Raw genomic sequence first — 24,091 nt, 5'->3', positions numbered from 1 at the left:
CGCTCGTCATTCCGGGGCGCGACGCAGTCGCGAACCCGGAATCCGTCGTGAGACAGTCTCCGCGGCCCGATGGATTCCGGGTTCGCGCCAAGGGGCGCACCCCGGAATGACGGCGGAGGGAGGACGCGCTGCGAGCCGACCCTCCCCCCAGGGGAGGGTTAACGGTAGTCCTACTGCGTCTTCGCCACCCGCGGCGGCTGGGCTGTGGTGATGAAGCTGGTCGCTTCCAGCATGGCGGGCCCGAGCGGCGTCGGCACTTTCAGCCAGAACGGGACCAGGATGCGGGTGCCCGCCACAGGGGCGAAGGCGATCTCGATGTTGCGCTGGGCGGCGAGGTATTTGATCACGGGGCGGTCGGGGATGTAGCCCGCGACCGGCACGAAATACAGCGAGCAGACCACGACCGGGCCGTGATAGCCCTTTTCCGCCTTCACGGTCTCCATGCGCTTGAAATCGAGCTTGAGGTCGTAGCGCATGCGGCCGTCGAACACGGGCGCCGAGTTGTGGCAGGCCTCCGGCGAGACGGGGTCGCCATTGCCGGGCACGCGCAGCAGCGAGGCCGTCATGGGGTCCCAGACGCCGCGGCGATGGGCGTCGGTGACGACGATGCGGTCGGGATCGACCGGCGGCTCCGGGAGGATGGCAAAATCCTTCACATTGCCCTTGTCGAGCGTGATGCGGATTTCTTCGGTCTTCTTCGAGGTGGTGGTGGAGGCCTGGTAGCCGGTCGCAACCAGCGCGCCATTGACGACGCGGCCCTGGCTGGCGCCGGTGCCGGAGCCGCCGGTGAAGGATTTCAGCAGGCCCGAGGTGCCGCCGGCGGCGGCCGCCGCAAACACGTCGTCCTGGATATCGATGTTCCAGCCGCCCTTGCCGACCGGGATGCCCGCGAGCGAAGCCTCATATTGCGCCTCGAGCTTACCCTGCGCCGCCGCGGGCATCGCGCCCCACAGCACCGCGAGCCCGCAAACCGCCGCCAGCCAGCCGGTCAGGCGCGGCCGGGCGAAGCGCGATTTGGGCGCAGAAAAGGGCATGATCAGCACAATACAATCCATGGGAGCACGCGACGGCTGTTACTTAAGCCAAAAACCGCGGCAAACAATGTGTCCGGGTGTGTCGGGCCGGGAACTCCACTGGACTCTTCGGCGGCGATTACGCCCTTTATGTGATGGTAAGGCGCGACAAACATTGCCGTTTTGGTGATCGGGCGGGTGCCCGCTGGCGGGCGAGAACCTCTCCCCACCCTCCGCTGTCATGCCCCGGCTCGACCGGGGCATCCAGTACGCCGCAGCCCCTCTGGCCAGCCGCGCCGCCTCGGCGTACTGGATCGCCCGCCCCCCGTGCGCAATTGCGCACTAGGGCGGGCGATGACACCTGTTGTGGGGCATGAATCCCCGCCCAAAACCTTGACTGTCCGCCCCTTCCCCCCTATACGTCCGCCGCTCCCTGCAAGGACAAAAGAATTTGCCCCCGTGGCGCCCAAAAATGGCGGCCGCACTCGTTGGGGGTTCGAACTCAAGGATTTATGCCATGTCTCGCCGCTGCGAACTGACGGCCAAGGGCCCCCTCGTCGGCCACAAGGTCAGCCACTCCAACATCAAGACCAAGCGCCGCTTCCTGCCGAACCTTGTCAACGTGACGTTCATCTCGGAAGCCCTGGAGCGCAACGTGCGCCTGCGCGTCTCCACCAACGCGGTGAAGAGCGTCGACCACAATGGCGGCTTGGACGCCTTCCTGCTCAAGGCCAAGGCCGACGTCCTGTCGCCGCGCGCCCTCGAGCTGAAGCGCGCCATCCAGAAGAAGGTCGGCCCGACCACCGCGCCGGCGAAGAAGGCGAGCTAAGGTTTTTAGAGATTGGGCGGGGGCTAGGTTGCGTCGCGTGGCGCAGGCTTAGCCGAGTAGAGTTTGCGTTGCGGCCGGATCGGAAGATCCGGCCGTTTTTGTTACTGGACCAGTCTCATCATACCTCTACCTATCTTGCCCTGACTCGATTGCCCGCTATGATCGTGAAAAACGATAATTCAACTAGGGGGTAATCTGTTGGGGCTCAGCGTCAGCCAGCTGCGGGCTATTGCGCAGCAGCGCGATAGATATCAAACGCAACTGTCTCGCCTTAAAGCGGCCGGCAAACAGACATCCTGTATCGAGGCTGCAGTTTCAAGTGCGTGCGACACGCTTAAGAGTGGTACGACCTCATTTGTCATTTATGGAGAACCTCAAAGCGGCAAGACAGAGATGATGATCTGTCTTACAGCCAAAATGTTGGATGACGGCCATCGCGTCGTTATCCACTTGTTGAATGACAGTGTTCAGCTACTCCAACAAAACTTAGAGCGCTTCCAGCGATCGAAACTGTCGCCAGCAGCTCGTAATTTCTCGGATGTGATCGATCCTGACTATTCCTTGTCCGCCGGCTTTCATGTCATCTTTTGCAAGAAGAAGCGAGCGATCTGACGAAGCTGAACCAGAAGTTGGAGCGAATAGGCGACAAGGTCATCATCGACGATGAAGCCGACTTCGCCACGCCCAACGCGCTGATCAACAAAGGCGACGTCACTAGCATCAACGCGCTTATCAATAAGCTTATCAGCCACGACGGAATCTATATCGGCGTGACTGCGACTCCTGCGCGGCTAGACCTGAACAATACGTTCGACAACGATAACGAGAAATGGGTCAACTTCCCGCCGCATGAGGCCTACACTGGCCAGGACGTCTTCTTCCCCCTGGAAAGCGATGTGCAGTTTTCTCTGCACACGCTTCCCGACACGGACGACAGCCCGAAGTACCTGCGTGAGGCCATCTTTCGTTTTCTGGTACGAGTCGCTGCACTTAACTTGACGGCGAAGTCCGACGAAAATTTCTCGATGCTCATCCACACGAGCGGCAAGAAGCTCGACCACAAGTCAGATAAGAAGCCGATCGACGAGGTGATGAATGCCCTCTCGGATACTCATTCTAAGAAGTTTGAATCTTACACGCACGAGATCGGCAAGATAGCGACCAAACTTTATGGTCAGGACCAGGCAAGCAGCATCCTCGCATATATCGTGAGGAACTGCGATCAAACTAGCACGATCATAATGAACAGCGAGCGCGACAAGAACGTCGACTTCAAGTCCGCCACCTCGCCAGCTGCCATGTTTACGTTCGTCATTGGTGGCAACATCGTTTCGAGAGGCGTCACATTCGACAACTTACTCTCGATGTTCTTTACCCGAGATTCAAAGCACAAAATACAACAGGACACCTATATCCAACGCGCCCGGATGTTTGGTTCACGCAAGAAACATCTTCCTTACTTTGAATTGACCATACCCGAGCAACTGTATCTCGACTGGCAACGCTGCTTCGCGTTCCACAAGCTCGCGCTTGAGGCTATCAAGACGAAGAAGGGCTCTCCAGTTTGGCTGGCTGACCAACGAATCGCAGCGGTGGCATCGAGCAGCATCGACAAGGCGAATGTACTGCTTGACAAGGGAGAGATGTCTTTTCCGATATTTGACTACTCACCCAAGATTGAGAAACTGCTATACGGCTCAAATGATCCGATTACCGGCTTGAAGCAGCTACAAGAGAAAATCGGCAACGACGCCCTACCCGACTATTTGATTAGATACGTGCAACGAATACTACCAAACGGCCCCTCATCGATTGCGCTGCATCAGTCCAGCACAATCGAGAACATGAAAGATGCCAACAAGAACAAAATCGAGCGCACCAAAGGACTCTTCGGTCAAGTTAAACGCGAATTTCCCGATGCTGTGCATCACTTCAAGATTTTCTACAACGCAACGGGCAAAGCGCGACTGATCTATAAATTCAATGGCAACATTACTTTTCTAAAGAATGTCAAAAATGCTGGATGATTACGAATTCTATCAAGGCGTTGTTCTCCGACAACTTGCCGTAGAGAACGATTACTCTCTGTCCGTTTCCTTCCGTCCATTCGTTCGAGAGGGTCGAATCAATGCCTTCGTCATGAACGGGCGTGTCGGCGTCTACATGAAGCATTCCTCGAAGCGAATGTCGCCTTGGCGATTCACATTCACAATCGAGCAAGCTGCAGACCTTTTAGACATGGAGCACAAGTTTCCGGACTCTTTCATGGTCTTCGTGTGCGGCACCGATGGTCTTGTTACCCTCTCATTGGCCGACCTGCATAGAATTGTTAGCTTCCAAGAAAGCGAGAACGCTTGGGTTAGCATATCGAGGCCACCCCGCACTCAATATGAGATCGCCGGCAATAGAGGCGAGCTGGGCTATAAGGTTTCAAGGGGTATAGGTACAATTCCTGAGACTATGAAGACGCGCGTGCGCGAACGCTATGCCACGGGCTAACTATTCCCCCGGTTCAATTGAACAACTCCCAGGAAACTCTTAAACCTCGCCTCCGCGCACATTCGTAGCATGAGCAAAACATATACAAAGACCATACAGGAAGCGCTTGGGCGAGATCCTGTTCATCCCTTTCCCGCCCGAATGGCTCCTGGCATCGCTCTCGATATCCTGTCCAGCGAGCAAGACCAAATTCGAGTTTTGGACCCAATGATGGGGTCAGGGACCGTGCTTGCCATGGCTCGCGCCAGCGGTCATTCAGCAATCGGAATTGATATAGACCCGCTTGCAGTGCTCCTAGCCCGCGTGTGGACAACAGCGGTGGATGAAACCAGAGCAAAAGCCAAGGCTGCTGAGGTATTGGAGCGCGCAAAGGACAATATGCCCTCACTAAGCGTAAGCAGTGCATATCCACGGAACGCGGATTCAGAGACCCGCAGCTTTGTTCGGTATTGGTTCGATATATACGCTCGCAAGCAACTAGCTTCGCTCGCTACCTCCATTCACGGCGTTAGAGATGATCACATCAGAGACGTACTCTGGTGCGCTTTCTCCCGCCTGATCATCACTAAGCAGGCTGGTGCTTCATTGGCGATGGACCTCTCCCATAGCAGGCCACACAAGGCTTTTGAGAGCGCTCCTATTAAGCCCTTCAACAAATTTCTTTCGGCCGTTGATCACGTTCTAAAAAACTGCATTTCAAAGAACCAACCTGATCGCGGCCCAGCGACGCGGACATCGCTCGGGGATGCACGAAAGCTTCCTCTTGCGAATGGTACAATTGATCTTGTTTTGACTTCCCCCCCTTACCTGAATGCAATTGACTACATGCGATGCAGCAAATTTTCGCTGGTCTGGATGGGGCATACAGTCGGCGAGCTTAGTAGCATTCGGACTGACAGCGTAGGCACTGAATGCGGAGACCACGACGCTCGCGAAAATTCAGTCATTAAAGAAATCATTTTTGATCTGCGCCTAAGCCCAAGACTCAACCCGCGGCATGAAGCCGTCCTTGCACACTATGTCGATGACATGATGCGCTCCATAGATGAGGTCGCTCGGGTTCTAGCGCCGGGAGGCAGGGCAATTTATGTGGTGGGAGAAAACACAGTTCGGGGGACGTTCATACCGAACGCCAAGATCGTGACAGCGGTTGCCGAACATGCTGGTCTCACCATCGGCAACAGAAAAGCTCGAACTCTACCAGCTAACCGGCGCTACCTTCCCCCGCCAACAGTTCTAAACGCGCCAGAAGCCATGGGAGGGCGAATGCGCCGGGAGGTTATTCTGTCTTTTTCGAAATCTTCAGCCAGCCCCTAGGGTGGCTAAGGCGTCCGCCAACGCCGCGCAGTGGCGCGCTTAGCAGCGAACGCGCCTCGGGAGAAAAAGAAGAAATTGCAAAAGTTCGGTCCCCTTATCCTAAAGGTGCCGGCGACCGTCGCAACTTTCCGCTATACTCGCCCCGGTAGCATCCCCCCGAGGCGCATCCCATGGACTCCGCGCGCGACCCCGACCCCCACCCCTCCCCCAAAAACCTCGTCATCTGCTGCGACGGCACCGGCAACGAGATCTCCGAGAACATCTCCAACGTCCTGAAGCTGTATCGCTGCCTGCGCAAGACTGACAGGACGCAGCCGCGGCAGATGGTGTTTTACGATCCCGGAGTCGGCACGGTGACGGAGCCGACGACGTGGCATCGCTTGAAGGCCAACGTCAACCTGGTGCTGGGGCTCGCCACCGGCTACGGGCTCGATGACAACGTGCTCTCGGCCTATTGCTTCCTGGTTCAGCATTACGCGCCGGGCGATCGCATCTATCTGTTCGGCTTTTCGCGCGGAGCCTACACGGTGCGCGTGCTGGCGGGGCTGATCCACAAGATCGGGCTGATCAGGCCGGAGCAGGCGAACCTCGCAGGCTCGGGCCTTGTCGCCTACAAGCAATATTCCGGCACCGGGCGCGGCAACGACGTCGAGGACCTCGAGAATATCGCGACCGACGAGAGCGGGCCGCTGCCGAAGGACGCCTTCGACCTCGCCGCGCAGTTCGCGCGCATCACCTCGACGCGCTGGCCGACCATCCACTTCATCGGCGTGTGGGACACCGTGGCGAGCGTGATCGTGCCGCGCGCCGACCGGCTGTTCTGGCCGAGCCTGGAGGAGCTCGCCTTCACGCTGCGCAACCCCAGCGTCAGGATCTTCCGGCAGGCGATCGCGATCGACGAGCGGCGCTGCATGTTCCGCCTCAAGAAGTACTGGGAGCCGCAGGATTTCTGGAGCAACCGCTACGTCCCCGACGAGAAGAAGGTGCCGCAGGACATTTTGCAGGTGTGGTTCGCCGGCGTGCACAGCGACGTCGGCGGCGGCTATCCGGAGGCAGAGAGCGGGGATTCCAAATATCCGCTGATCTGGATGATCGCGGAAGCCGAGAAGGCGGGGCTGAACTTCAACCCGGCGACCATCAAGCAGCTCGCCTGGGGCATCCAGCGCAAGAACTCGCCGTTTCAATATGTCGCGCCGGCCTATACCGGCAAGACGGGCGTGCTGCACGATTCCATGACGGCGGGCTGGCGGCTGCTGGAGTTCATTCCGAAAAGCGCGACGTACAAGGAATGGCCGGAGCGCAAGGTGTTTCTCGGCTTCTACATCCCCGATTGCGAGCCGCGCCCGATCCCCGAAGGCGCGCATGTGCATGAGAGCGTGTTGAAGCGCATGGCCGTGGAGCCGGAGTACCGGCCGGTGAACATGCCGAAGGATTATGTGACGGTGCCGATGCCGGTGCCGCCGGGGGTGGAGCTGGTGGCGGGGACAGAGGACGTGACAGGGTGATGGGGCGGCGGGCTTGGCTCTCGCCGCTCGTCATGGCGAGCGCGGGCGTCTCGCAGCCGTCATTGCGAGCGCAGTGACTTGTCCGCCGAAGCCTTCGGCGAAGTCGGAAGCAATCCAGACTGTCTCCGCGAATGCATTTCTGGATTGCTTCGTCGCTGCGCTCCTCGCAATGACGGTGGTGGAGGTAGGCTCGCGCTACACCATTGCTGTCGTCCCTGCCTAGTGCGCAATTCCGCACTAGGCAGGGACGACGGCGGCGTTTGGAGGATCCCACCCCACCCCGCTACCTTCGCTTTCTTCCGTCGCCGACACTTTTCATTAAAATTCTCCCGCGCGCCTTAGCCGGATCGCATCATCTCCCGTTCCATCATGGCCTCGAACCCGCTGCGAAACCTTGCGGAGTGGAGGAGACGTGCCGCAATTCCCTCGCAAATACGCCCGCGTGAAGCCCGCAGGGCTGGTGTCGCGCCAGGCCAAGATCATCACCGACGCGCGCGCGCCGGTGATCCCCTGCACGCTGATCGACTATTCGCCTGGCGGCGCCTGCGTCGATCTCGGCGGCCAGGTGAGCATCCCAGATCGCTTCGAGCTCCTGCACGTCAACACCAAGAAGCGCTGCCGCATCGCGTGGAAGCGCGGCACGCGCGTGGGCGTGGTGTTCTAGGGATGCATGTTTCTTCCCCTCTCCCCTTGTGGGAGAGGGTGGCTCGCCGCGCAGCGGCGAGACGGGTGAGGGGTCTGTCTCCGCAATCTCATCTCTCACGGCTGAATTCGCTGAGGCAAACCCCTCATCCGGCGCCATAGCCGAGGCTTCGCCTCGGCGTTTTTTAGGGACGGCGGCCAAAGGCCGCCTATGCCACCTTCTCCCACAAGGGGAGAAGGAAAAAACACCTACTTCCGCATCCGCGCTTTCGCGCCGCCGACGATCTGCATGGCGACGCCGGCGATCCAGCCGAACAGAGCGAGCCAGGTCCAGGCCAAATGCGGATCGAGGCGGAGCACGATGACGGCGACGGAGGCGAGCGCGGTAAGCGTGGCGCAGAGCGTGCCGGCGGCGCTGAGGAATTCGGCGGCATCGATCTCGCTATGCGCGTCGTCGAACGGCAATTGCGGCGTGTCGATGCCCAGATAAAAGCCGACGAAGCCGAGCAGCATCATCAACAGCAGGAAGCCTTGCGTGGTCAGCGCCGATATCGCCGATCCCACATAAGCGCCGACGAACAGCCCGCACGCCGCCCCCGCCATCGCAAGTCCGACGCGCTCGAAGATGTGAGCCGTTTTGCGAACACGAAACCGCATGGCGGGCCTCCGTTGCGGTGTTAAGGAGCCGGAGGTTAGGCCAGTTTTGCGGGGGGTGGAAGGTGAGGAGAGTTACGGAGGCGTAAGGGATGGTGAGGCGAAAGCGCTCACCTCACATCCCGCCGTCGTCCCTGCGAACGCGAGGACCCATAACCACAGGGAGTAGTTTGGCGACGGCTGTCAGTTAAGTTGTCAACGCAGACCGCGGATCATCGTGAGATCACGCGGTATCTCCCCTACCTCGCCCCGAAGGTCGTCTTGCCGAACAACGCCTTTTGCGTGGACGGCTGCGAGCGCCAATATTGCGGCGGGGCTTCGACCTCGCCGCCGAGCTCGGCGGCGGCGTGCCAGGCCCAGCGCGGGTCGTAGAGCATGCCGCGGGCGAGCGCGACCATGTCGGCCTTGCCGGATGCGACGATCTCTTCCGCCTGCTTCGGCTCCGTGATCAGGCCGACGGCGATGGTGGGCAATCCCGTTTCACGCTTGATGGCATCTGCAAACTGCACCTGATAGCCGGGGCCGAGCGGGATCTTCTGCAGCGGCGAGACGCCGCCGGAGGAGGCATCGATCCAGTCGACGCCGCGCGCCTTCAACGCCCTGGCGAATTCAATCGTCTGCGCCAGATCCCAGCCGCCCTCGACCCAGTCGGTGGACGACACCCGCATGCCCACGGGCTTGTCGGCGGGAAAGACGGCGCGCACGGCGTCGTAGATCTCGAGCGGAAAGCGCATGCGGTTTTCGAGGCTGCCGCCATATTCGTCGGTGCGCCGGTTGGAGATCGGCGACAGGAACTGATGCAGGAGATAGCCGTGCGCGCCGTGCAGCTCGATGGCGTCGATGCCGAGCCGGTCGGCGCGCTTTGCGCTATCGACGAAGGCCTCGCGGATGCGCGTCAGGCCCGCGGCATCGAGCGCCAGCGGGGCGGCCTCGCCCTCCTTGTGCGGCACGGCCGACGGCGCCACCGTCTGCCAGCCGCCCTGTTCGACCGGAATCAACTGGCCGCCGTCCCAGGGCCGCGCGCTCGACGCCTTGCGGCCCGCATGGGCGAGCTGCATCGCGATCGCCGTCGAGGAATGCTTGCGCACCGAGCTGAGGATCTGATGCAGCGCGGCTTCGCCGGCATCGCTGTAGAGCCCGAGACAGCCCGGCGTGATGCGGCCGATCGCCTCGACATGCGTCGCCTCGATGCAGAACATCGAAGCGCCCGACAGGCTGAGATTGTTGATGTGGGTGAAGTGCCAGTCATTGGCGACGCCGTCGTCGGCCGAATATTGGCACATCGGCGACACCACGACGCGGTTCTTCAAGGTCAGGCCGCGCAGCTTGATCGGGGAAAACAGGACGGACATGCGGGGGAGTTCCGGGATGGGGGCGGGATTGTGGAGAGAGTTTAGTAGGCGGGCGGCGGATTGCCAGCGGCGCGAACGAATGGCGGGTGGTGGCGGCACGCATTGCGACCGCGGCTTGACGTGACGGCGCCGCTACTCCGCCAGCGTGAATTGCAGTAGCAGCGTCCGCTGCAGCATCGAGAAATTGTCGTCGGAGATCAGCGTCAGCACGGTCTCGCCATCGGGCGTGACGTGGGCGTCGATGCCTTCCATGTTGTCGATCTCCTGGCCGAGATCGGCGACGAACAGCGCGGGGCCGTCGACCAGCGCACCCGGCGCGATCGACTTCAGCGGGATCGCGCGGATGCGGATGTTGACGCCCGTGAACCAGGAAAATTTGCGTTCGAGAATCAGGAGTTCGCCCGAGGGCAGCAGCACGGCATCGCTGATGTCGTATTTCTCGATGCGGCGCACGCTGAACTGGCCGGGCGTGGGACCGCCGATCAGGAAGGCCGTGAGATTGCCGTCGGCGTCGAGGCCGCGCTCGGAGAAGGCGATCAGCGTGCCCGCGAGCGGCATGTTCTGGTCTTTGCCCTTGTCCTTTTCCTTGGGCACGACGACAAGTGCCTCCAGCCCCTTGTTGGAGGGCAGCTTGCGCACGCCCGCCGGCACCGGCACCACCTCGCCGCGCGCGCGCGTGCCGCCCTTGGCAAAATCATAGCGCAGGATCTGGTTGACGCGCTCGAGCCCGACATAGACGAGGTTGCCGTCGCGCGCGATCGATTCCGAATCCCACCACCCCCGCTTCTCCGTGATCGGCCGACCCTCGGCGCCGAGCAGCGGCGCCGCCTCGACGTCGTCGAGCCCGGTCATCTTGCCATTGGCGTAGCGGATGGTGCCGGTGAACCAGCCGCCCTGGTCGGAGACGGCGAGGAAGCGCTCGCCCTTGGCATCCAGCCGGATGCCGGACAATCCGCCGAAGCCGCGATAGGGCGAGGTCAGCACCAGGCCGCTGCGATAGTTCAGCGAGCCGAACCGGGTACGCGTGCGGTCACGCGGCTCGAAATTGGGAATGGCGCGCGCGTTGACCTCGACATTGACGGGGTCGGTGACGGCGCGCTCGTTCGCAAGCGCGTGCGGCGAAGGCTCGACCGTGGCTTGCGCCAGCGCGATGCGAGAGGCTGCGATGGTGGAAAATCCCGCCGCAGCGTATTTGAGAAAGCTGCGGCGGGATGAATGCGTGCTCACGAATGCAATTTGCGTCGCGGGCGACCGGCCGGCTGGGTTGGCGCGGTGTTGGTCTCGCTGAACAGCTCGGCGAGCTTCTCGGTGATGGCGCCGCCGAGCTCCTCGGCGTCCACGATCGTCACCGCGCGGCGATAGTAGCGCGTCACGTCATGGCCGATACCGATCGCGATCAGCTCGACCGGCGAGCGGGTCTCGATCTCCTCGATGATGTGGCGCAGGTGCCGCTCGAGATAATTGCCGGGATTGACCGACAGCGTGGAATCGTCGACCGGCGCACCGTCCGAGATCATCATCAGGATCTTGCGCTGCTCGGGCCGGCCGAGCAGGCGCTTGTGCGCCCAGTCCAGCGCCTCGCCGTCGATGTTCTCCTTGAGCAGCCCCTCGCGCATCATCAGCCCGAGATTCTTTCGCGCTCGGCGCCACGGGGCGTCGGCCGACTTGTAGATGATGTGGCGGAGATCGTTGAGGCGGCCGGGATTGGCCGGCTTGCCGGCGGCCAGCCACGCCTCTCGCGATTGCCCGCCCTTCCAGGCGCGCGTGGTGAAGCCGAGAATCTCGACCTTGACGCCGCAACGCTCCAGCGTGCGGGCGAGGATGTCGGCGCAGGTCGCGGCGACCGTGATGGGCCGTCCGCGCATCGAGCCGGAATTGTCGAGCAGCAGCGTCACCACGGTGTCGCGGAAGGTCGCCTCCTTCTCGTGCATGAAGGACAGCGGATGATAGGGATCGGTGACGACGCGCGACAGCCGCGCGGGGTCGAGAATGCCCTCTTCGAGATCGAACTCCCAGGCGCGGTTCTGCTGCGCCATCAGCTTGCGCTGCAGGCGGTTGGCAAGGCGCGCGACGATGCCCTGCAGATGCGCGAGCTGCTTGTCGAGATAGGCGCGCAGGCGTTCCAGCTCGTCATGGTCGCAGAGGTCTTCGGCGGCGATGACCTCGTCGAATTTCGGCGCGAAGGCGTGGTATTCCGGCCCGCGCGGCTCGTTCTTGCCGTGCGAATTCGGACGGGTCGCCTCGCCCGGCGTCTCGTCGTCGCCGAGCTCGCCGTCGTCGAAAGTGTCGGAGGTCGAGGCCTGCGCGCTTTCCATCGCGCTCTCGCTCATCTCCTCGGATGAGGCCTGCGCCTGGTCGGCGCTCATCTCCTGCGCGGCGTCGGAATCGGGCGAGCCTTCGGCACCGGACTGATCGTTGTCGCCGTCCTGGTTCTCGTCGTCGTTGTCGTCGTCCTCGCTGTCGGCGTTACGCTCGTCGCCGAGCTCGAGCGCGGTCAGGAGGTCGTGCACGGCATCGCCGAACCGGGTCTGGTCCTCGACCAGGGTGTCGAGCCGGTCGAGCCGCTTGCCGATCTTGTCTTCGAGGATGGGGCGCCAGAGATCGACCATCTTCTTCGCGGCGGTCGGCGGCGCCATGCCGGTGAGACGCTCGCGCACCAGCATCGCCAGCGCATCCGCCAGCGGCGCGTCGGCGCGGTCGGTGATCTCGTCGAACTTGCCGCGATGGAAATGGTCGTCGAGCATCGCGGTGAGGTTTTTCGCAACGCCCGCCATGCGGCGCGCGCCGATCGCCTCGACCCGCGCCTGCTCCACCGCCTCGAACACGCCGCGCGCCTGCGGATTGCCCGGCATCAGCTTGCGATGCAGCTTGGCGTCGTGGCAGGCGATCTTGAGCGCGATGGAATCGGCGTGGCCGCGCACGATCGCCGCATCGCGCTTGGTCATCTTTCGCGCGGGCTCGGGCAGCCGCGCCTTGCCGGGCGCGAGGCCCGGACGTTCGGCGGCGAAGGAAACGTCGAGCTCCGGCGTCTTGGCAATCGCCTTCAGGCAGGAGGCGACCGAGCGCTTGAACGGCTCGGTCGGCGCTTCCTTGGTGCTGCGGAATTTGGAGTTGGAGGTGGTCATGTCACCTTGATCCGTCGTCCCGGTGAGAGCCGGGACGACACCCCGGGAGAAATCAGCTCAGCGCCACGTTGACTGCCGATTCCGGCAGCTCGGCGTTGAAGCAGCGCTGGTAGAACTCGGCGACCAGGGGACGCTCGAGCTCGTCGCACTTGTTGAGGAAGGTGACGCGGAACGCAAAGCCGATATCGCCGAAGATGTCGGCGTTCTCCGCCCAGGTGATCACCGTGCGCGGGCTCATCACCGTCGACAGATCGCCGTTGGCGAAGGCGTTGCGGGTGAGATCGGCGAGGCGCACCATCTTGTTGACGATGTCGCGGCCTTCGCTGGTGCGATAGTGCTTGGCCTTGGCCAGCACGATCTCCACTTCCTCGTCATGGCTGAGATAGTTCAGCGTGGTGACGATCGACCAGCGGTCCATCTGGCCCTGGTTGATCTGCTGGGTGCCGTGATAGAGGCCCGAGGTGTCGCCGAGGCCGACGGTGTTGGCGGTCGCAAACAGCCGGAACGCCGGGTGCGGCTTGATCACCTTGTTCTGGTCGAGCAGCGTCAGGCGGCCCGAGACTTCGAGCACGCGCTGGATCACGAACATCACGTCCGGGCGACCGGCGTCGTATTCGTCGAACACCAGCGCGACGTTGTGCTGCAGCGCCCAGGGCAGGATGCCGTCGCGGAATTCGGTGACCTGCTTGCCGTCGCGGACCACGATGGAGTCCTTGCCGACGAGATCGATACGGCTGATATGGCTGTCGAGGTTGACGCGCACGCAGGGCCAGTTCAGGCGTGCCGCGACCTGCTCGATATGGGTGGATTTTCCGGTGCCGTGATAGCCGGTCACCATCACGCGGCGGTTGCGGGCAAAGCCCGCGAGAATGGCGAGCGTGGTGGCGCGGTCGAAGCGGTAGTCGGAATCGACTTCGGGTACATGAGGATCGACTTCGGAATAGGCGGGGACTTCGAGATCGCTGTCGATCCCGAACACCTGGCGCACCGACACCTTCATGTCGGGCAGACCGGAAACTTCCTCAACTTTGGACATGGCGGCGGTCGTCATCAATCCTCCGAGGTCCCGGGCGGTCCCGAAACCGGTTATTCGCACGTTGGCTGCGGCTGGGTGCTGAAACTCAACCTATCAGAGACAACGTGCCGGCAGAAGCCCGCCCCTCAATCAAAGTTCCGTTGTCTTTTCATTTAGATAGGCAAGGAACGCAGTTTTTGGAGGGCTGCCTTGCGAATCACGCCCAAATTCGGGCGGGGCCGCGCCGTTTCCTGCGAATGGCACTTTGGCCGTATGCGGTTACTTATGTAGGGTCCGAAGCCCCCATGCTCCAGCCCTGCAAGAGACGACGTGACGTCCTTTCTCGATCCCCTGATATCCTTCGTTTCGGCCCATCCGTGGCTGGCCTATCTGACCCTGTTCCTGGCGGCGCTGCTCGAAGCCGTGCCGGTGGTGGGATCGGTGATCCCCGGCTCGACCATCATCCTGGCGCTCAGCGCCCTGGTGTCGGGCGGCGAGCTGGCGCTGCCTTGGGTGCTGCTCGCCGCGGCCGCGGGGGCCGTGCTGGGCGACGGCTCGGCCTACTGGATCGGGCACCGGCAGCAGCGCAAAATCCTCACCACTTGGCCGCTGGCCAACTATCCGCGCGTGGTCGAGCAGAGCGAAAGCTTCTTCAACCGCTTCGGCACCTGGGCCGTGTTCTTTGCCCGTTTCGTGCCGCCGATCCGCGCCTTCGTGCCGGTGACGGCGGGCGCGCTGGGCATGGCGCCCGCGAAGTTCTATACGATCAACATCCCGGCGATCCTGGTGTGGGCCCCGGCGCATGTGCTGCCGGGCGTGCTCGCGGTGTCGGCCTTGCATGAATATGCCGGGCTGCATCATCACGGCCATGTCGGCAAGCACATCTGGATGCTGACCGTGGTGGGCGTTGCGATCGTGGGCGGCGTGGCGGTGTGGATCTATCGGAGGCGGAATGGCGGCGGTGTCGTGGCGGCGAAGCCTCGGGCCTGAAGTATGATTTTTTGAAGACGGCTGCGCACTTTTCCGGGCTTGAGTTCGGCAGCGTGCTTCTCTCATTGCAACGTCGCCATGCTCGAGCGCAATCTCGGCGTCCGATTGTTTCATCGTTCAACAAGGCGGCTGACGCTCACCGAGGCTGGCGAGACGTTCCGCACGGCGATTGCCGGCCACCTTGAGGGGCTCCAGGCCGCAATCGCCGGAGTCTCGACCGGACGCGAGGAGCCGGCGGGCATTCTCAAGATAAGCCTGCCTCCGACATTCGGCGCCGCCCATATCCTGCCGCTGCTTCCCGCCTTCTTGGCCCGGTACCCGCAGGTCCGCCCTGAGTGGCACTTCGAGAACCGCCAAGTCGACCTGGTCGGTGAAGGCTATGACGCCGCAATCGGAGGTGGGTTTGAATTGTTGCCGGGCCTCGTCAGCCGAACCCTAGCGCCCGCACACATCGTCGCTGTGGCCTCTCCAGTCTACATGTCAGGGCGGACATTACCGACCCAGCCGGACCAACTGGCCGCGCTGGATGGCATTGTCATGCGCTCGCTCCAGACCGGGCGGATCCGGCACTGGTCGATGCGCGATGTTTCAGGGCGCGAAGTTCAGGCGCCGCTGTCTGAGTCGATCGTGGTCAACGACCCGGCCGCAATGCGCGAGGCCGCACGGCTGGGCCTGGGAGTTGCAATGCTCGCCACCGCCGACATTCTTCCAGCGCTCGACGATGGGTCGCTGCTACGCCTGGTGCCACGCTGGTACTGTGACGCCGGCGCGATCTCGATTTACCACGCATCGCGCAAGCTTGTGCCGGCGAAGACGAGAGTCTTCGTGGACTGGGTCGCCGAGGAATTCAAGAAGAACAGGCTCGCCGAACGCTTCGCCGGAAGCCTGAGCTGAGGATTCGGAAAGAATTCTAGGCTCTGGGCTCCGCGCTCCCCACCCTCCGCCCCGGCGCCGGCCCCACATACCTTGCCCTTGGCCTGATCAACTTCCCGAACTGCAACTGCTCGCTCGCATGCGCGATCCAGCCGACGCTGCGGGCCATCGCGAACAGAGCGAGCTCGCTGCCGGCGGGCAGGCGCAGCGCGTGCACGAGCACGGCGAGGGCATAGTCGATGTTGACGAATTCGCCGGTGGCTTCCGCGATCCGCTCCGGCACCTCGCGGGTGAACTTTCGCGGCGCGCCGGCGCGGGACAGCGCGTTGAGCAGCGACTGCGCGCGGGGATCGCCGCGCTTGTATACGCCGTGGCCGAAGCCGGCAAAACGCTCGCCGAGCGCGACGCGCTCGCGCACAACAGGGGCGACGTCGCGGTCGATCAGCGTCTTGACGAGTTGCGAAGCCAGCACGCCGGCGCCGCCATGCTTCGGGCCCTTCAGCGCGGCGAGGCCGGCGATGACGGCATCGTACAGGTTGAGGCCGGTCGAGGCCGCGCAGCGCGCGGTGAAGGTCGAGGCGTTCAGCTCGTGATCGGCGAGCAGCACCAGCGCGCGGCGAATCAAATCGGGCGCGTGCTTGTTGTCCGCCGCCCAGGCTGTTGCGATCTGCTGGTGCAACGGCTCGGCCGAGGCTTCGGCATTGAGCATGGTCGCGACCAGCAGCCGGACGATGCGGCCGCCGACCATCGCGCGGCCGTCGGGCGCACGGGTAAACGCGCGAGGATCGACGCTCGCGGCCAGCGCGAGCACGGCGATGGCGCGATCGATCGGTGCCGCCCGGCGCGCGGCCTGCGCGATGGTTCGCATCTCCTCGGAAAGCGCAGGCTGATTGTCGGGCGCGAACGGATCGACGTCGGAGACGTCCCAGAGCAGCGTCGCGGTGTGCTCCAGCGTGTCGTTCTCGGAAAGATCGACGCAATTGACGCCGCGATAGATCGCGCCCTCCTCCGTGATGGTCGAGATCTCCGTGTCCATCACCGGCAGGTCGGCATCGAAGCTGCGCAGGCCCCGCGGCTCCGGCGACGGCACCCGGCGCTCCTTCAGCGCCCGGACGTCCTCGGCGCGGTAGCGGTTCTTCCGCGAGTCCGGCGTCGGCTCGGAGCGGATCAGGCCGCGGCTGACATAGGCGTAGAGCGTGGCCGGCGAGATCGCGAGTTCGGCCGCGGCTTCCCGGGCGGAGAGATAGAGGCCGTCGGAATTATTCATATTGATTTATGTAATCAAGATTGATCAATCTGTCGAGAGGCCCGACCTTTCCGCCCGTGCAGTGCAAAAGGGAGATTGGGCCATGAATATCCACCTCACCAAAAGCCAGATCGGGCTGGACGGCATTCCCGCGGCCGAGACCGTGCTGAGCCATGTCGATGGCGAGCGCGGCGAGCTGATCATTGCCGGGGAGCATGTCGGCCGGCTGGCGAGCCAGTCGAGCTACGAGGGCGTCACCGCCCGGCTCTGGAACGGCGCCAGCAAGACGACCTTGAGCGAAGCCAATGTGCGGGCGAGCCTGGGTGCGGGGCGCGAGCGCGCCTTCGCGCGCCTGCCGGACCTCTTGCCGGCGACGCGCGGCATGGGGGTCATCGACGGATTTCGTGCGGCCGTCGCCGGCCTTCGCGCCGAGCCTGGACTGGAGCACGAGGCGACGATCGTCGGCGCGTTTCCGGTGATCGCAGGCGCGTTGGTCCGGCGCGCCAAAGGGCTCGAGCCGGTCGCACCCGATCCGACGCTGAGCCATGCCGCAGACACGCTGCGCATGCTGCACGGACGCGCGCCCGCCGCACGCGAAGTCACCGCGCTCGACGCCTATCTCGTCACCGCCAGCGATCACGGCATGAATGCCTCGACCTTCACCGCGCGGGTGGTGGCCTCGACACAGGCCGATCTGTTCGCCGCGGTGACCGCAGGCTATTGCGCGCTGACCGGTCCACTGCATGGCGGCGCGCCGGAGCCGGTGCTGGAAATGCTGGACGCGATCGGCTCGCGCGAGCGCATCCAGCCATGGGTCGACGCTGCGCTGGCGCGCGGCGAGCGCATGATGGGTTTCGGCCACCGCGTCTATCGCGTGCGCGATCCACGCGCCGACGTGCTCAAGACCGCGGTCGAGGCGCTGGCGTCGAACGGAACCGATCTGCCGTTCGCCGGCGAGGTCGAGGCTTATATCCGCGGCGCGCTGCGCAAGAAGAATCCGGAGCGGCCGCTGGAGACGAACGTGGAGTTCTTCACCGCGATCCTGCTCGATGCACTGGCGATTCCACGGCAGGCGTTCACGCCGATCTTCGCGGTGGCGCGCGCCGCAGGCTGGACCGCGCATGCGCGCGAGCAGCAGCGCACGGGGCGGTTGATCAGGCCGAGCTCGTCCTATGTCGGGGCGATGCCGGAGTGAGGTCGTCCGACGTGCTTTCCCTCTCCCCATTGCGGGAGAGGGTGGATCGCGGCGTGGCGGCGAGATGGGTGAGGGTTGTCTCCGCGGGTGAATCTCTTGCGGTGAAACCGCGGAGAGATACCCCTCATCCGGCGCTTCGCGCCACCTTCTGCCGCAAGGGGAGAAGAAAGAAAGGAGCGAGGCCTTACGCCTCGCGCACCACCGTCTTCAGATAATTATACGCCTTGATGATCTCGATCAGGCGGTCTTCGGTGGAGCGGTCGCCGCCATTGGCGTCGGGATGGTGCTGCTTCACCAGCGCCTTGTACTTGGTCTTGACGTCGGCGAGCGTGGAATTGGGGCCGAGGCCCATCACCTGCAGCGCCTTGCGCTCGGCATTCATCACCTTGCGCGTCTCGGCCTGAGGCGCGGCCTCGGGGCCCTTGCGCCAGCTCGCGCGGCCGTTGATCTCCGAGAACATGCTGAACGGATCGGAGGCCATATCGATCTCGGCTTCCGCACCCTTCTTGCCGCCATTGGCGCCCATCTTCCAGGTCGGGCGGTGGCCGGTCAGCGCGTCCTTCTGGTAGCGCGCAACGGCATCGGCGTTCATGCCCGAGAAGAAATTGTAGTTCTGGTTGTACTCGCGCACATGGTTCAGGCAGAAGTGCCAGTACTCGCGCTGGTTCTCGCGGCCCTTCGGGGCGCGGTGCGCGCCCTTGTTCTGGCATCCTGCCCACTCGCAGCCGACCGCGGTGTCGCGCGGCTTCACTTCCGGCTGCTTGCCCCGCGGCTTGACGCGGATGGAGTCGAAGAATTTTGATGAATCGATCGGCATGGCTGACTTTGACTACGCAATGCAAAAACCTTCAAGTCTTGACATTGCAATTCGCCGCAAACCCGGCAATTAACGGGGCGTGATCTCTGCACCCGAATGGCACAACATGGCTATGGTCGACACTATCAGCAACAAGTTGCAGGAAGCTTTCACGCCGGAAAGCCTGCAAGTCGTCGATGAGTCACATTTGCATGAGGGCCACGCCGGGCATCGGCCGGGCGGTGAGACGCACTTTCGGGTCTATATTGTATCTGATGCCTTCAAAGGGAAGAGCCGGGTTGATCGCCATCGCATGATAAATTCGGCGCTGGCCGCGGAACTCGCTGCCAGCGTGCACGCATTGGCGATCCAGGCCAAGGCACCGGGGGAAGCTTGATTGCTTACCCTCCCCTGGAGGGTAAGAGAATCAAAAGGACGTCCCGGCGCGTCTCGGCTTGGCCTCTTCCAGCTCCGCCTCGCGCGGCACCGGTGAAATACGGAGCGCGGTGATGCGGTTGCGCTCGCGGCGCAGAACGCGGAAGCGGAAGCCGTGGAAGGTGAAACTCTGGCCGCGGTCGGGGATCGAGCGCGCCTCGTGAATGACGAGGCCGGCGACCGTCGTTGCCTCTTCATCGGGCAGATGCCAGTCCATGGCGCGGTTGAGGTCGCGGATCGGCACCGAGCCGTCGACCACGACCGAGCCGTCCGGCTGGGCGCGCACGCCGGCGACCACGACGTCGTGCTCGTCGGAGATGTCACCGACGATCTCCTCCAGAATGTCTTCCAGCGTCACGAGACCCTCGACTTCGCCATACTCGTCGACGACGAGCGCGAAATGGGTCTTGCGCCGGCGGAAGGCCTTGAGCTGCTCGGACACGGGCCGCATCTCAGGCACGAACCAGGGCGGCAGCGCGATGGTCGAGACGTCGATGCGCGAGGTGTCGCCATCTGCGGCGCGGATCGCGCGCAGGAGATCCTTGGCGTGGAGCACGCCGATGATGTTCTCCGGCTTCTCGCGCCACAGCGGAATGCGGGTGTACTCGGTCGCCAGCACCTCGCGCACCAGCTCCTCCGGCGGCAAATCGGCGTTGATCATCATCATCTCGGTGCGATGAATCATGACGTCGGAGACCTGGAGCTCGCGCAGGTCGAGCAGGCCGCCGAGCATGTCGCGGTCCTGCTTCTCGAACTTGCCCTCGTGATGCAGGAGGTCGACCGCACCGCGCAGGCGCTCGGTCGGCGACAGGATCGCCTGGTGCTCGCCGGCGAGGCCGAACAGGCGCAGCAACAGGCGCACGATGACCTCGACGATGCGCAGCAGCGGCCCCAGCACGTACATGGTGAGCCGCATCGGGCGCGCGACCGCGAGTGCGACCCGATCGGGCGCGTTGATCGCGATGGTCTTGGGCAGCACCTCGGCGAAGATCACGACCAGCGCTGTCATCACGCCGGTTGCATAGAGCACGCCGACATCGCCGAACCAGGCCGTGAAGATGGCGGTGGCGATCGCCGAGGAGCCGATATTGGCGATGTTGTTGCCGAGCAGCAGCGCCCCGATCAGGCGCTCGCGCATGTCGAGCAGATCGGAGACGACATCGGCGTCGCGATTACCCTGCTTGGAGAGGCGGAGCATGCTGGCGCGCGAGGCGCCAGTCAGCGCGGTCTCGCTGGCCGCGAAGAACGCGGAGACCAGGAGGCAGAGGACGACGATGGTGAATCCGAGCCAATCCATGCACCACTCTAGTTTCTCTTGACGCGTTTACTCAACGCGAACCGGTATCCAATTCGCGCGAAGACGCTTGGCGATAATCAGCCGCGCATCAGACCTTCTGCGCGAGCTTCTCCTTGAGGAAGTCGCGCACCGGGGCCGGGTCAACATCCCTGGCGATCACCGCGCGCCCGACCGCTTCGAGCAGGATGAAGGTGAGCTTGCCGCGCGTGACCTTCTTGTCCTGCGCCATCAGCGCCATCAGCGCGTCGGCGTCGGCAAGCCCTTCCTGCGCGAAGCCGGCGATATCCTGCAAGCGGGTCGGCAGGCCGACCTCGATGAGGTGCCGTTCGACGCGCGCCGCGTCCTGCTCGCCGATCATGCCGAGCTTCGCCGAAAACTGCGCCGCAAGCGTCATGCCGATCGCGACGCCCTCGCCGTGGAACAGGCGGTCGGAGAAGCCGGTCGCCGCCTCCAGCGCGTGACCGAAAGTGTGGCCGAGATTGAGCAGCGCGCGCTCGCCGGTCTCGCGCTCGTCGCGGGAGACGACGCCGGCCTTGGCCCGGCAGGAGGTCGCGATCGCGTGCTCGCGCGCCGAGCCGCCCTTGACGATGTCGGAATGGTTCTTTTCCAGCCAGGAGAAGAAGGCCTCATCTCCGAGCACGCCATATTTGGCGACCTCGGCATAGCCGGCGCGGAACTGGCGCGGCGACAGCGTGTCGAGCACGGCGGTGTCGGCGATCACAAGCACCGGCTGGTGGAAGGCCCCGAGCAGGTTCTTGCCCTGTGGCGAGTTGATGCCGGTCTTGCCGCCGACGGAGGAATCGACCTGCGCCAGCAGCGAGGTCGGCACCTGCACGAAGTCGACGCCGCGGCGCAGGATCGCCGCGGCAAAGCCGGCGAGATCGCCGACCACGCCGCCGCCGAGCGCGATGACGAGATCGTTGCGCTCGATCTTCGCGGCGATCAGGGCCTCGCTGACCCTCTCCAAGCCGGCATAGGTCTTGGAGATCTCGCCTTCCTCGACGACGATGCGCGAGGTCGGAATGCCGGCGGCCGAGAGCGAAGCCTCGGCGGGCTCGAGCCAGTGCTTTGCCACGGTGCGATCGGTCACGATGGCGGTGCGCACGCCCGGCCGCAGACGCGCCACGCGCTCACCGAGCGAGGCCAGGACGCCGCGGCCGATGACGATGTCATAGGCGCGATCCGCCAGCGCGACCTCGACTTTGACGGGGTCGGAATGTTTCAAGGGGGCGGTCATCGTGCGGCACTCGCGACGTCAGCAGGTGGTGGGGCGGCCTGTTCGCCGCAAAGATGCGCATGCAGCGCCGCGATGCATTCCTCGACGATCCTGTCGTGCGGCACGTCGCGCGAGGCGATGGTGAGGTCGGCATGGCCATAGACCGGCTCACGCTCGGTGAGGAGACGCAAGACGGTGCCTTCCGGATCGGTGGTCTGCAGAAGCGGACGGTCGGCGCGGCGGCGCACGCGGCGCATGATGACGTCATGGTCCGCCCTGAGCCAGATCGACACCGCTTTTGCCGCGATGCGCGCACGCGTCTCCTCGCGCATGAAGGCACCGCCGCCGGTCGCCAGCACCACCGGCCCGCTGTCGAGCAGCCGCGCGATCACCCGCGCCTCGCCGTCACGGAAATACGGCTCGCCGTGGCGCTCGAAGATCTCCGGGATGGTCATCTGGGCCGACGTCTCGATCTCGGTGTCGGCATCGACGAAGGGCAGCTTGAGCCTGAGTGCCATGCGACGGCCGATGGTGGATTTGCCCACCCCCATCATACCGACGAGCACGATCGAGCGCGCGCCCAGCGCCGACAGGATGTCGGCCTCGGGCGAAGCTGGTATCGGCAACGCGGCGTCGGACATTGTCTCGCTCGGTGGATCTCGCTCGATCTGCCGCCAAAGGCGGCACGCTTTGGCCACCTATACGACCCCGGAGGGGGCCTCGCCAGAGGACTCTTGCACCGAAACGGCGAACATGTTGGATGATTTCATTGGTTAATTTGCCCGCCAAGGGCTTGACCGAAAGTCCCTCGACCGAGACCCTGCAACGATGCCCAGCCTGTTCCGCTTCCTGACGGTCGTCGCCGTGATCGCCGGCATCGTCTATGGCGTGGTCTTCGCACTGGCCAATTTCGTCAGTCCCAAGTCGCGGGAAATGACGGTAACGATTCCGCCGGATAAGTTCCTCAAGAAATAGGAGCTAGGCTCCCGGGCATGCGCACCCAGCCCTCAGACGCCAAGCTCACCGGCCTGTTCCTCGACATGCTCGCGGCGGAACAGGGTGCCGGGCCCAACACGCTCGACGCTTATCGCCGCGACCTCACCGATTTCTCGGAGTTTCTCGGCCGCGCCGGCCACAGCTTTGTGGATGCCGAGACGCAAACGCTGCGCGACTATCTCGCCGATCTCGACAGCCGCGGCTTCAAATCCACCAGCGTGGCGCGGCGGCTGTCGGCGATGCGGCATCTCTATCGCTTCCTGCTGAACGAGCGCATCCGAGCTGAGGATCCCGCCGCGATCCTGTCCGGACCCAAGCGCGGTCGCAGCCTGCCGAAAGTGCTGTCGATATCAGATGTCGACCGCATGCTTCGCCGCGCCAAGGAATTGAGCGAGGCGGAAGATGCCTCGCCGTCGAAACGGCTGCGCGCGCTCAGGCTCTATTGCCTGCTCGAGGTGCTCTACGCCACGGGCCTGCGCGTCTCCGAGCTGGTGGCGCTGCCGCGCTCGGCGGCCAAGCGCGATGCCCGCATGATCGTGGTGCGCGGCAAGGGCAACAAGGAACGGCTGGTGCCGCTCAACGAGGTCTCGCGGCAGGCGATGGCGGATTATCTCGCCGCGACCGAAGCTGCCAAGGCCGACAAGAAGAACAGCGTGGCCGCCTCGAAATGGCTCTTCCCCTCGTTCGGCGAGAGCGGACATCTGACGCGGCAGCATTTCGCCCGCGACCTCAAGGAGCTCGCGGTCGCAGCGGGGCTGCAGGCCCGGCTGGTCTCCCCGCATGTGCTGCGCCACGCCTTCGCCAGCCACCTCCTGCACAATGGTGCCGATCTGCGCATCGTGCAGACCCTGCTCGGCCACACCGATATTTCCACGACCCAGATCTACACCCATGTTGTCGAGGAGCGGCTGAAAAGCCTGGTGCGCGACCTGCACCCGCTGGCGGAGAAGTAGGTGCGGGAGAGGTGAAGGAAACCGCCTTGACTTCGGCCACATCTCCGCAGAAAGAGCCGGGGCCTCACGCATGATTTGGCCCCTGCCAGGAGCGCACAGGCCAAACCGTTGAAAACGCTCTACTTCTTATCGCGGCCCCGACC

General features: G+C 63.7%; 24 protein-coding genes. 13 read left to right on the top strand and 11 right to left on the bottom strand.

Annotation, left to right across the window (positions count from 1 at the left end):
• Positions 1 to 170 precede the first annotated feature (170 nt).
• Positions 171 to 1,034 carry a DUF3108 domain-containing protein gene (locus AC0WRY_RS03270; RefSeq protein ID WP_491122666.1) on the bottom strand — a complete coding sequence of 288 codons (864 nt, stop codon included), beginning with the start codon at positions 1,032 to 1,034 and terminating at the stop codon, positions 171 to 173.
• A 496-nt stretch (positions 1,035 to 1,530) separates the two neighbouring features.
• Here AC0WRY_RS03270 and rpmB point away from each other — a divergent pair, with 496 nt between their 5' ends.
• The 7 genes from rpmB to AC0WRY_RS03235 all read left to right on the top strand — a co-directional run bounded on the left by rpmB (position 1,531) and on the right by AC0WRY_RS03235 (position 7,827).
• Positions 1,531 to 1,842: a 50S ribosomal protein L28 gene (rpmB, locus tag AC0WRY_RS03265; RefSeq protein WP_194405642.1), complete on the top strand. Its 312-nt coding sequence runs from the start codon at positions 1,531 to 1,533 to the stop codon at positions 1,840 to 1,842.
• Positions 1,843 to 2,040: 198 nt separating this feature from the next.
• Complete coding sequence (locus AC0WRY_RS03260; protein ID WP_491122665.1) at positions 2,041 to 2,454, top strand: DEAD/DEAH box helicase family protein; 414 nt, start codon at positions 2,041 to 2,043, stop codon at positions 2,452 to 2,454.
• A complete protein-coding gene (locus AC0WRY_RS03255; protein WP_491122664.1) occupies positions 2,430 to 3,869 on the top strand; it encodes a Z1 domain-containing protein in 1,440 nt (479 codons plus the stop codon). The genes AC0WRY_RS03260 and AC0WRY_RS03255 overlap by 25 nt, the downstream gene beginning before the upstream one ends.
• Positions 3,859 to 4,341, top strand: coding sequence for a hypothetical protein (locus AC0WRY_RS03250; protein ID WP_491122663.1), 483 nt, complete (start codon positions 3,859 to 3,861; stop codon positions 4,339 to 4,341). Before AC0WRY_RS03255 ends, AC0WRY_RS03250 begins: the two co-directional genes overlap by 11 nt.
• A gap of 69 nt (positions 4,342 to 4,410) precedes the next feature.
• A complete protein-coding gene (locus tag AC0WRY_RS03245; protein ID WP_491122662.1) occupies positions 4,411 to 5,658 on the top strand; it encodes a hypothetical protein in 1,248 nt (415 codons plus the stop codon).
• A gap of 170 nt (positions 5,659 to 5,828) precedes the next feature.
• Positions 5,829 to 7,163 (top strand): T6SS phospholipase effector Tle1-like catalytic domain-containing protein, encoded by a 1,335-nt coding sequence (locus AC0WRY_RS03240; protein ID WP_491122661.1) that lies wholly within the window; start codon positions 5,829 to 5,831, stop codon positions 7,161 to 7,163.
• A 412-nt stretch (positions 7,164 to 7,575) separates the two neighbouring features.
• Positions 7,576 to 7,827: a PilZ domain-containing protein gene (locus AC0WRY_RS03235; RefSeq protein WP_491122660.1), complete on the top strand. Its 252-nt coding sequence runs from the start codon at positions 7,576 to 7,578 to the stop codon at positions 7,825 to 7,827.
• Positions 7,828 to 8,054: 227 nt separating this feature from the next.
• Here AC0WRY_RS03235 and AC0WRY_RS03230 read toward each other — a convergent pair whose 3' ends face one another.
• From AC0WRY_RS03230 to cobS, 5 genes are all read right to left on the bottom strand, one after another.
• The gene (locus tag AC0WRY_RS03230) at positions 8,055 to 8,462 is read right to left on the bottom strand and encodes a hypothetical protein (RefSeq protein ID WP_194405633.1); all 408 of its coding nucleotides are present in this window, start codon (positions 8,460 to 8,462) and stop codon (positions 8,055 to 8,057) included.
• Between the two features lie 236 nt (positions 8,463 to 8,698).
• A complete protein-coding gene (locus AC0WRY_RS03225) occupies positions 8,699 to 9,811 on the bottom strand; it encodes an NADH:flavin oxidoreductase/NADH oxidase (protein ID WP_491122659.1) in 1,113 nt (370 codons plus the stop codon).
• Positions 9,812 to 9,943: 132 nt separating this feature from the next.
• On the bottom strand, positions 9,944 to 11,038 hold the full coding sequence (locus AC0WRY_RS03220; RefSeq protein ID WP_491122658.1) for an esterase-like activity of phytase family protein: 1,095 nt from the start codon (positions 11,036 to 11,038) through the stop codon (positions 9,944 to 9,946).
• Positions 11,035 to 12,936, bottom strand: coding sequence for a cobaltochelatase subunit CobT (cobT, locus tag AC0WRY_RS03215; RefSeq protein ID WP_194405630.1), 1,902 nt, complete (start codon positions 12,934 to 12,936; stop codon positions 11,035 to 11,037). The genes AC0WRY_RS03220 and cobT overlap by 4 nt, the downstream gene beginning before the upstream one ends.
• 52 nt (positions 12,937 to 12,988) lie before the next feature.
• On the bottom strand, positions 12,989 to 13,987 hold the full coding sequence (cobS, locus tag AC0WRY_RS03210) for a cobaltochelatase subunit CobS (protein WP_028139017.1): 999 nt from the start codon (positions 13,985 to 13,987) through the stop codon (positions 12,989 to 12,991).
• A 294-nt stretch (positions 13,988 to 14,281) separates the two neighbouring features.
• On the opposite strand from cobS, the gene AC0WRY_RS03205 reads away from it, so the two are divergent.
• Positions 14,282 to 14,941, top strand: a complete 660-nt coding sequence (locus tag AC0WRY_RS03205; protein WP_194405629.1) for a DedA family protein — start codon at positions 14,282 to 14,284, stop codon at positions 14,939 to 14,941.
• A gap of 21 nt (positions 14,942 to 14,962) precedes the next feature.
• Positions 14,963 to 15,835, top strand: coding sequence for a LysR family transcriptional regulator (locus tag AC0WRY_RS03200; RefSeq protein ID WP_371746374.1), 873 nt, complete (start codon positions 14,963 to 14,965; stop codon positions 15,833 to 15,835).
• Positions 15,836 to 15,851: 16 nt separating this feature from the next.
• Here the strand turns inward: AC0WRY_RS03200 and AC0WRY_RS03195 are convergent, their stop codons facing one another.
• Positions 15,852 to 17,081, bottom strand: coding sequence for a citrate/2-methylcitrate synthase (locus AC0WRY_RS03195; protein WP_194405627.1), 1,230 nt, complete (start codon positions 17,079 to 17,081; stop codon positions 15,852 to 15,854).
• 82 nt (positions 17,082 to 17,163) lie between these two features.
• On the opposite strand from AC0WRY_RS03195, the gene AC0WRY_RS03190 reads away from it, so the two are divergent.
• Positions 17,164 to 18,255: a citrate synthase/methylcitrate synthase gene (locus AC0WRY_RS03190; RefSeq protein WP_194405626.1), complete on the top strand. Its 1,092-nt coding sequence runs from the start codon at positions 17,164 to 17,166 to the stop codon at positions 18,253 to 18,255.
• A gap of 184 nt (positions 18,256 to 18,439) precedes the next feature.
• Here AC0WRY_RS03190 and AC0WRY_RS03185 read toward each other — a convergent pair whose 3' ends face one another.
• Positions 18,440 to 19,072 carry a J domain-containing protein gene (locus AC0WRY_RS03185; RefSeq protein ID WP_194405625.1) on the bottom strand — a complete coding sequence of 211 codons (633 nt, stop codon included), beginning with the start codon at positions 19,070 to 19,072 and terminating at the stop codon, positions 18,440 to 18,442.
• A gap of 106 nt (positions 19,073 to 19,178) precedes the next feature.
• On the opposite strand from AC0WRY_RS03185, the gene AC0WRY_RS03180 reads away from it, so the two are divergent.
• A complete protein-coding gene (locus AC0WRY_RS03180) occupies positions 19,179 to 19,448 on the top strand; it encodes a BolA family protein (RefSeq protein ID WP_194405624.1) in 270 nt (89 codons plus the stop codon).
• Between the two features lie 30 nt (positions 19,449 to 19,478).
• Here the strand turns inward: AC0WRY_RS03180 and AC0WRY_RS03175 are convergent, their stop codons facing one another.
• From AC0WRY_RS03175 to AC0WRY_RS03165, 3 genes are all read right to left on the bottom strand, one after another.
• Positions 19,479 to 20,783 carry an HlyC/CorC family transporter gene (locus tag AC0WRY_RS03175; protein ID WP_194405623.1) on the bottom strand — a complete coding sequence of 435 codons (1,305 nt, stop codon included), beginning with the start codon at positions 20,781 to 20,783 and terminating at the stop codon, positions 19,479 to 19,481.
• A gap of 88 nt (positions 20,784 to 20,871) precedes the next feature.
• Positions 20,872 to 22,020, bottom strand: a complete 1,149-nt coding sequence (gene aroB / locus AC0WRY_RS03170) for a 3-dehydroquinate synthase (RefSeq protein WP_194405622.1) — start codon at positions 22,018 to 22,020, stop codon at positions 20,872 to 20,874.
• The gene (locus AC0WRY_RS03165; protein WP_194405621.1) at positions 22,017 to 22,640 is read right to left on the bottom strand and encodes a shikimate kinase; all 624 of its coding nucleotides are present in this window, start codon (positions 22,638 to 22,640) and stop codon (positions 22,017 to 22,019) included. Before AC0WRY_RS03165 ends, aroB begins: the two co-directional genes overlap by 4 nt.
• A 187-nt stretch (positions 22,641 to 22,827) precedes the next feature.
• Here AC0WRY_RS03165 and AC0WRY_RS03160 point away from each other — a divergent pair, with 187 nt between their 5' ends.
• On the top strand, positions 22,828 to 22,974 hold the full coding sequence (locus AC0WRY_RS03160) for a hypothetical protein (RefSeq protein WP_014439243.1): 147 nt from the start codon (positions 22,828 to 22,830) through the stop codon (positions 22,972 to 22,974).
• Positions 22,975 to 22,991: 17 nt separating this feature from the next.
• The gene (gene xerD, locus AC0WRY_RS03155) at positions 22,992 to 23,948 is read left to right on the top strand and encodes a site-specific tyrosine recombinase XerD (protein WP_194405620.1); all 957 of its coding nucleotides are present in this window, start codon (positions 22,992 to 22,994) and stop codon (positions 23,946 to 23,948) included.
• The last annotated feature ends 143 nt before the right edge of the window (positions 23,949 to 24,091 follow it).

The organism is Bradyrhizobium sp. T-12, from assembly GCF_058314695.1.
This window is presented reverse-complemented; position numbering and strand designations above follow the sequence as displayed.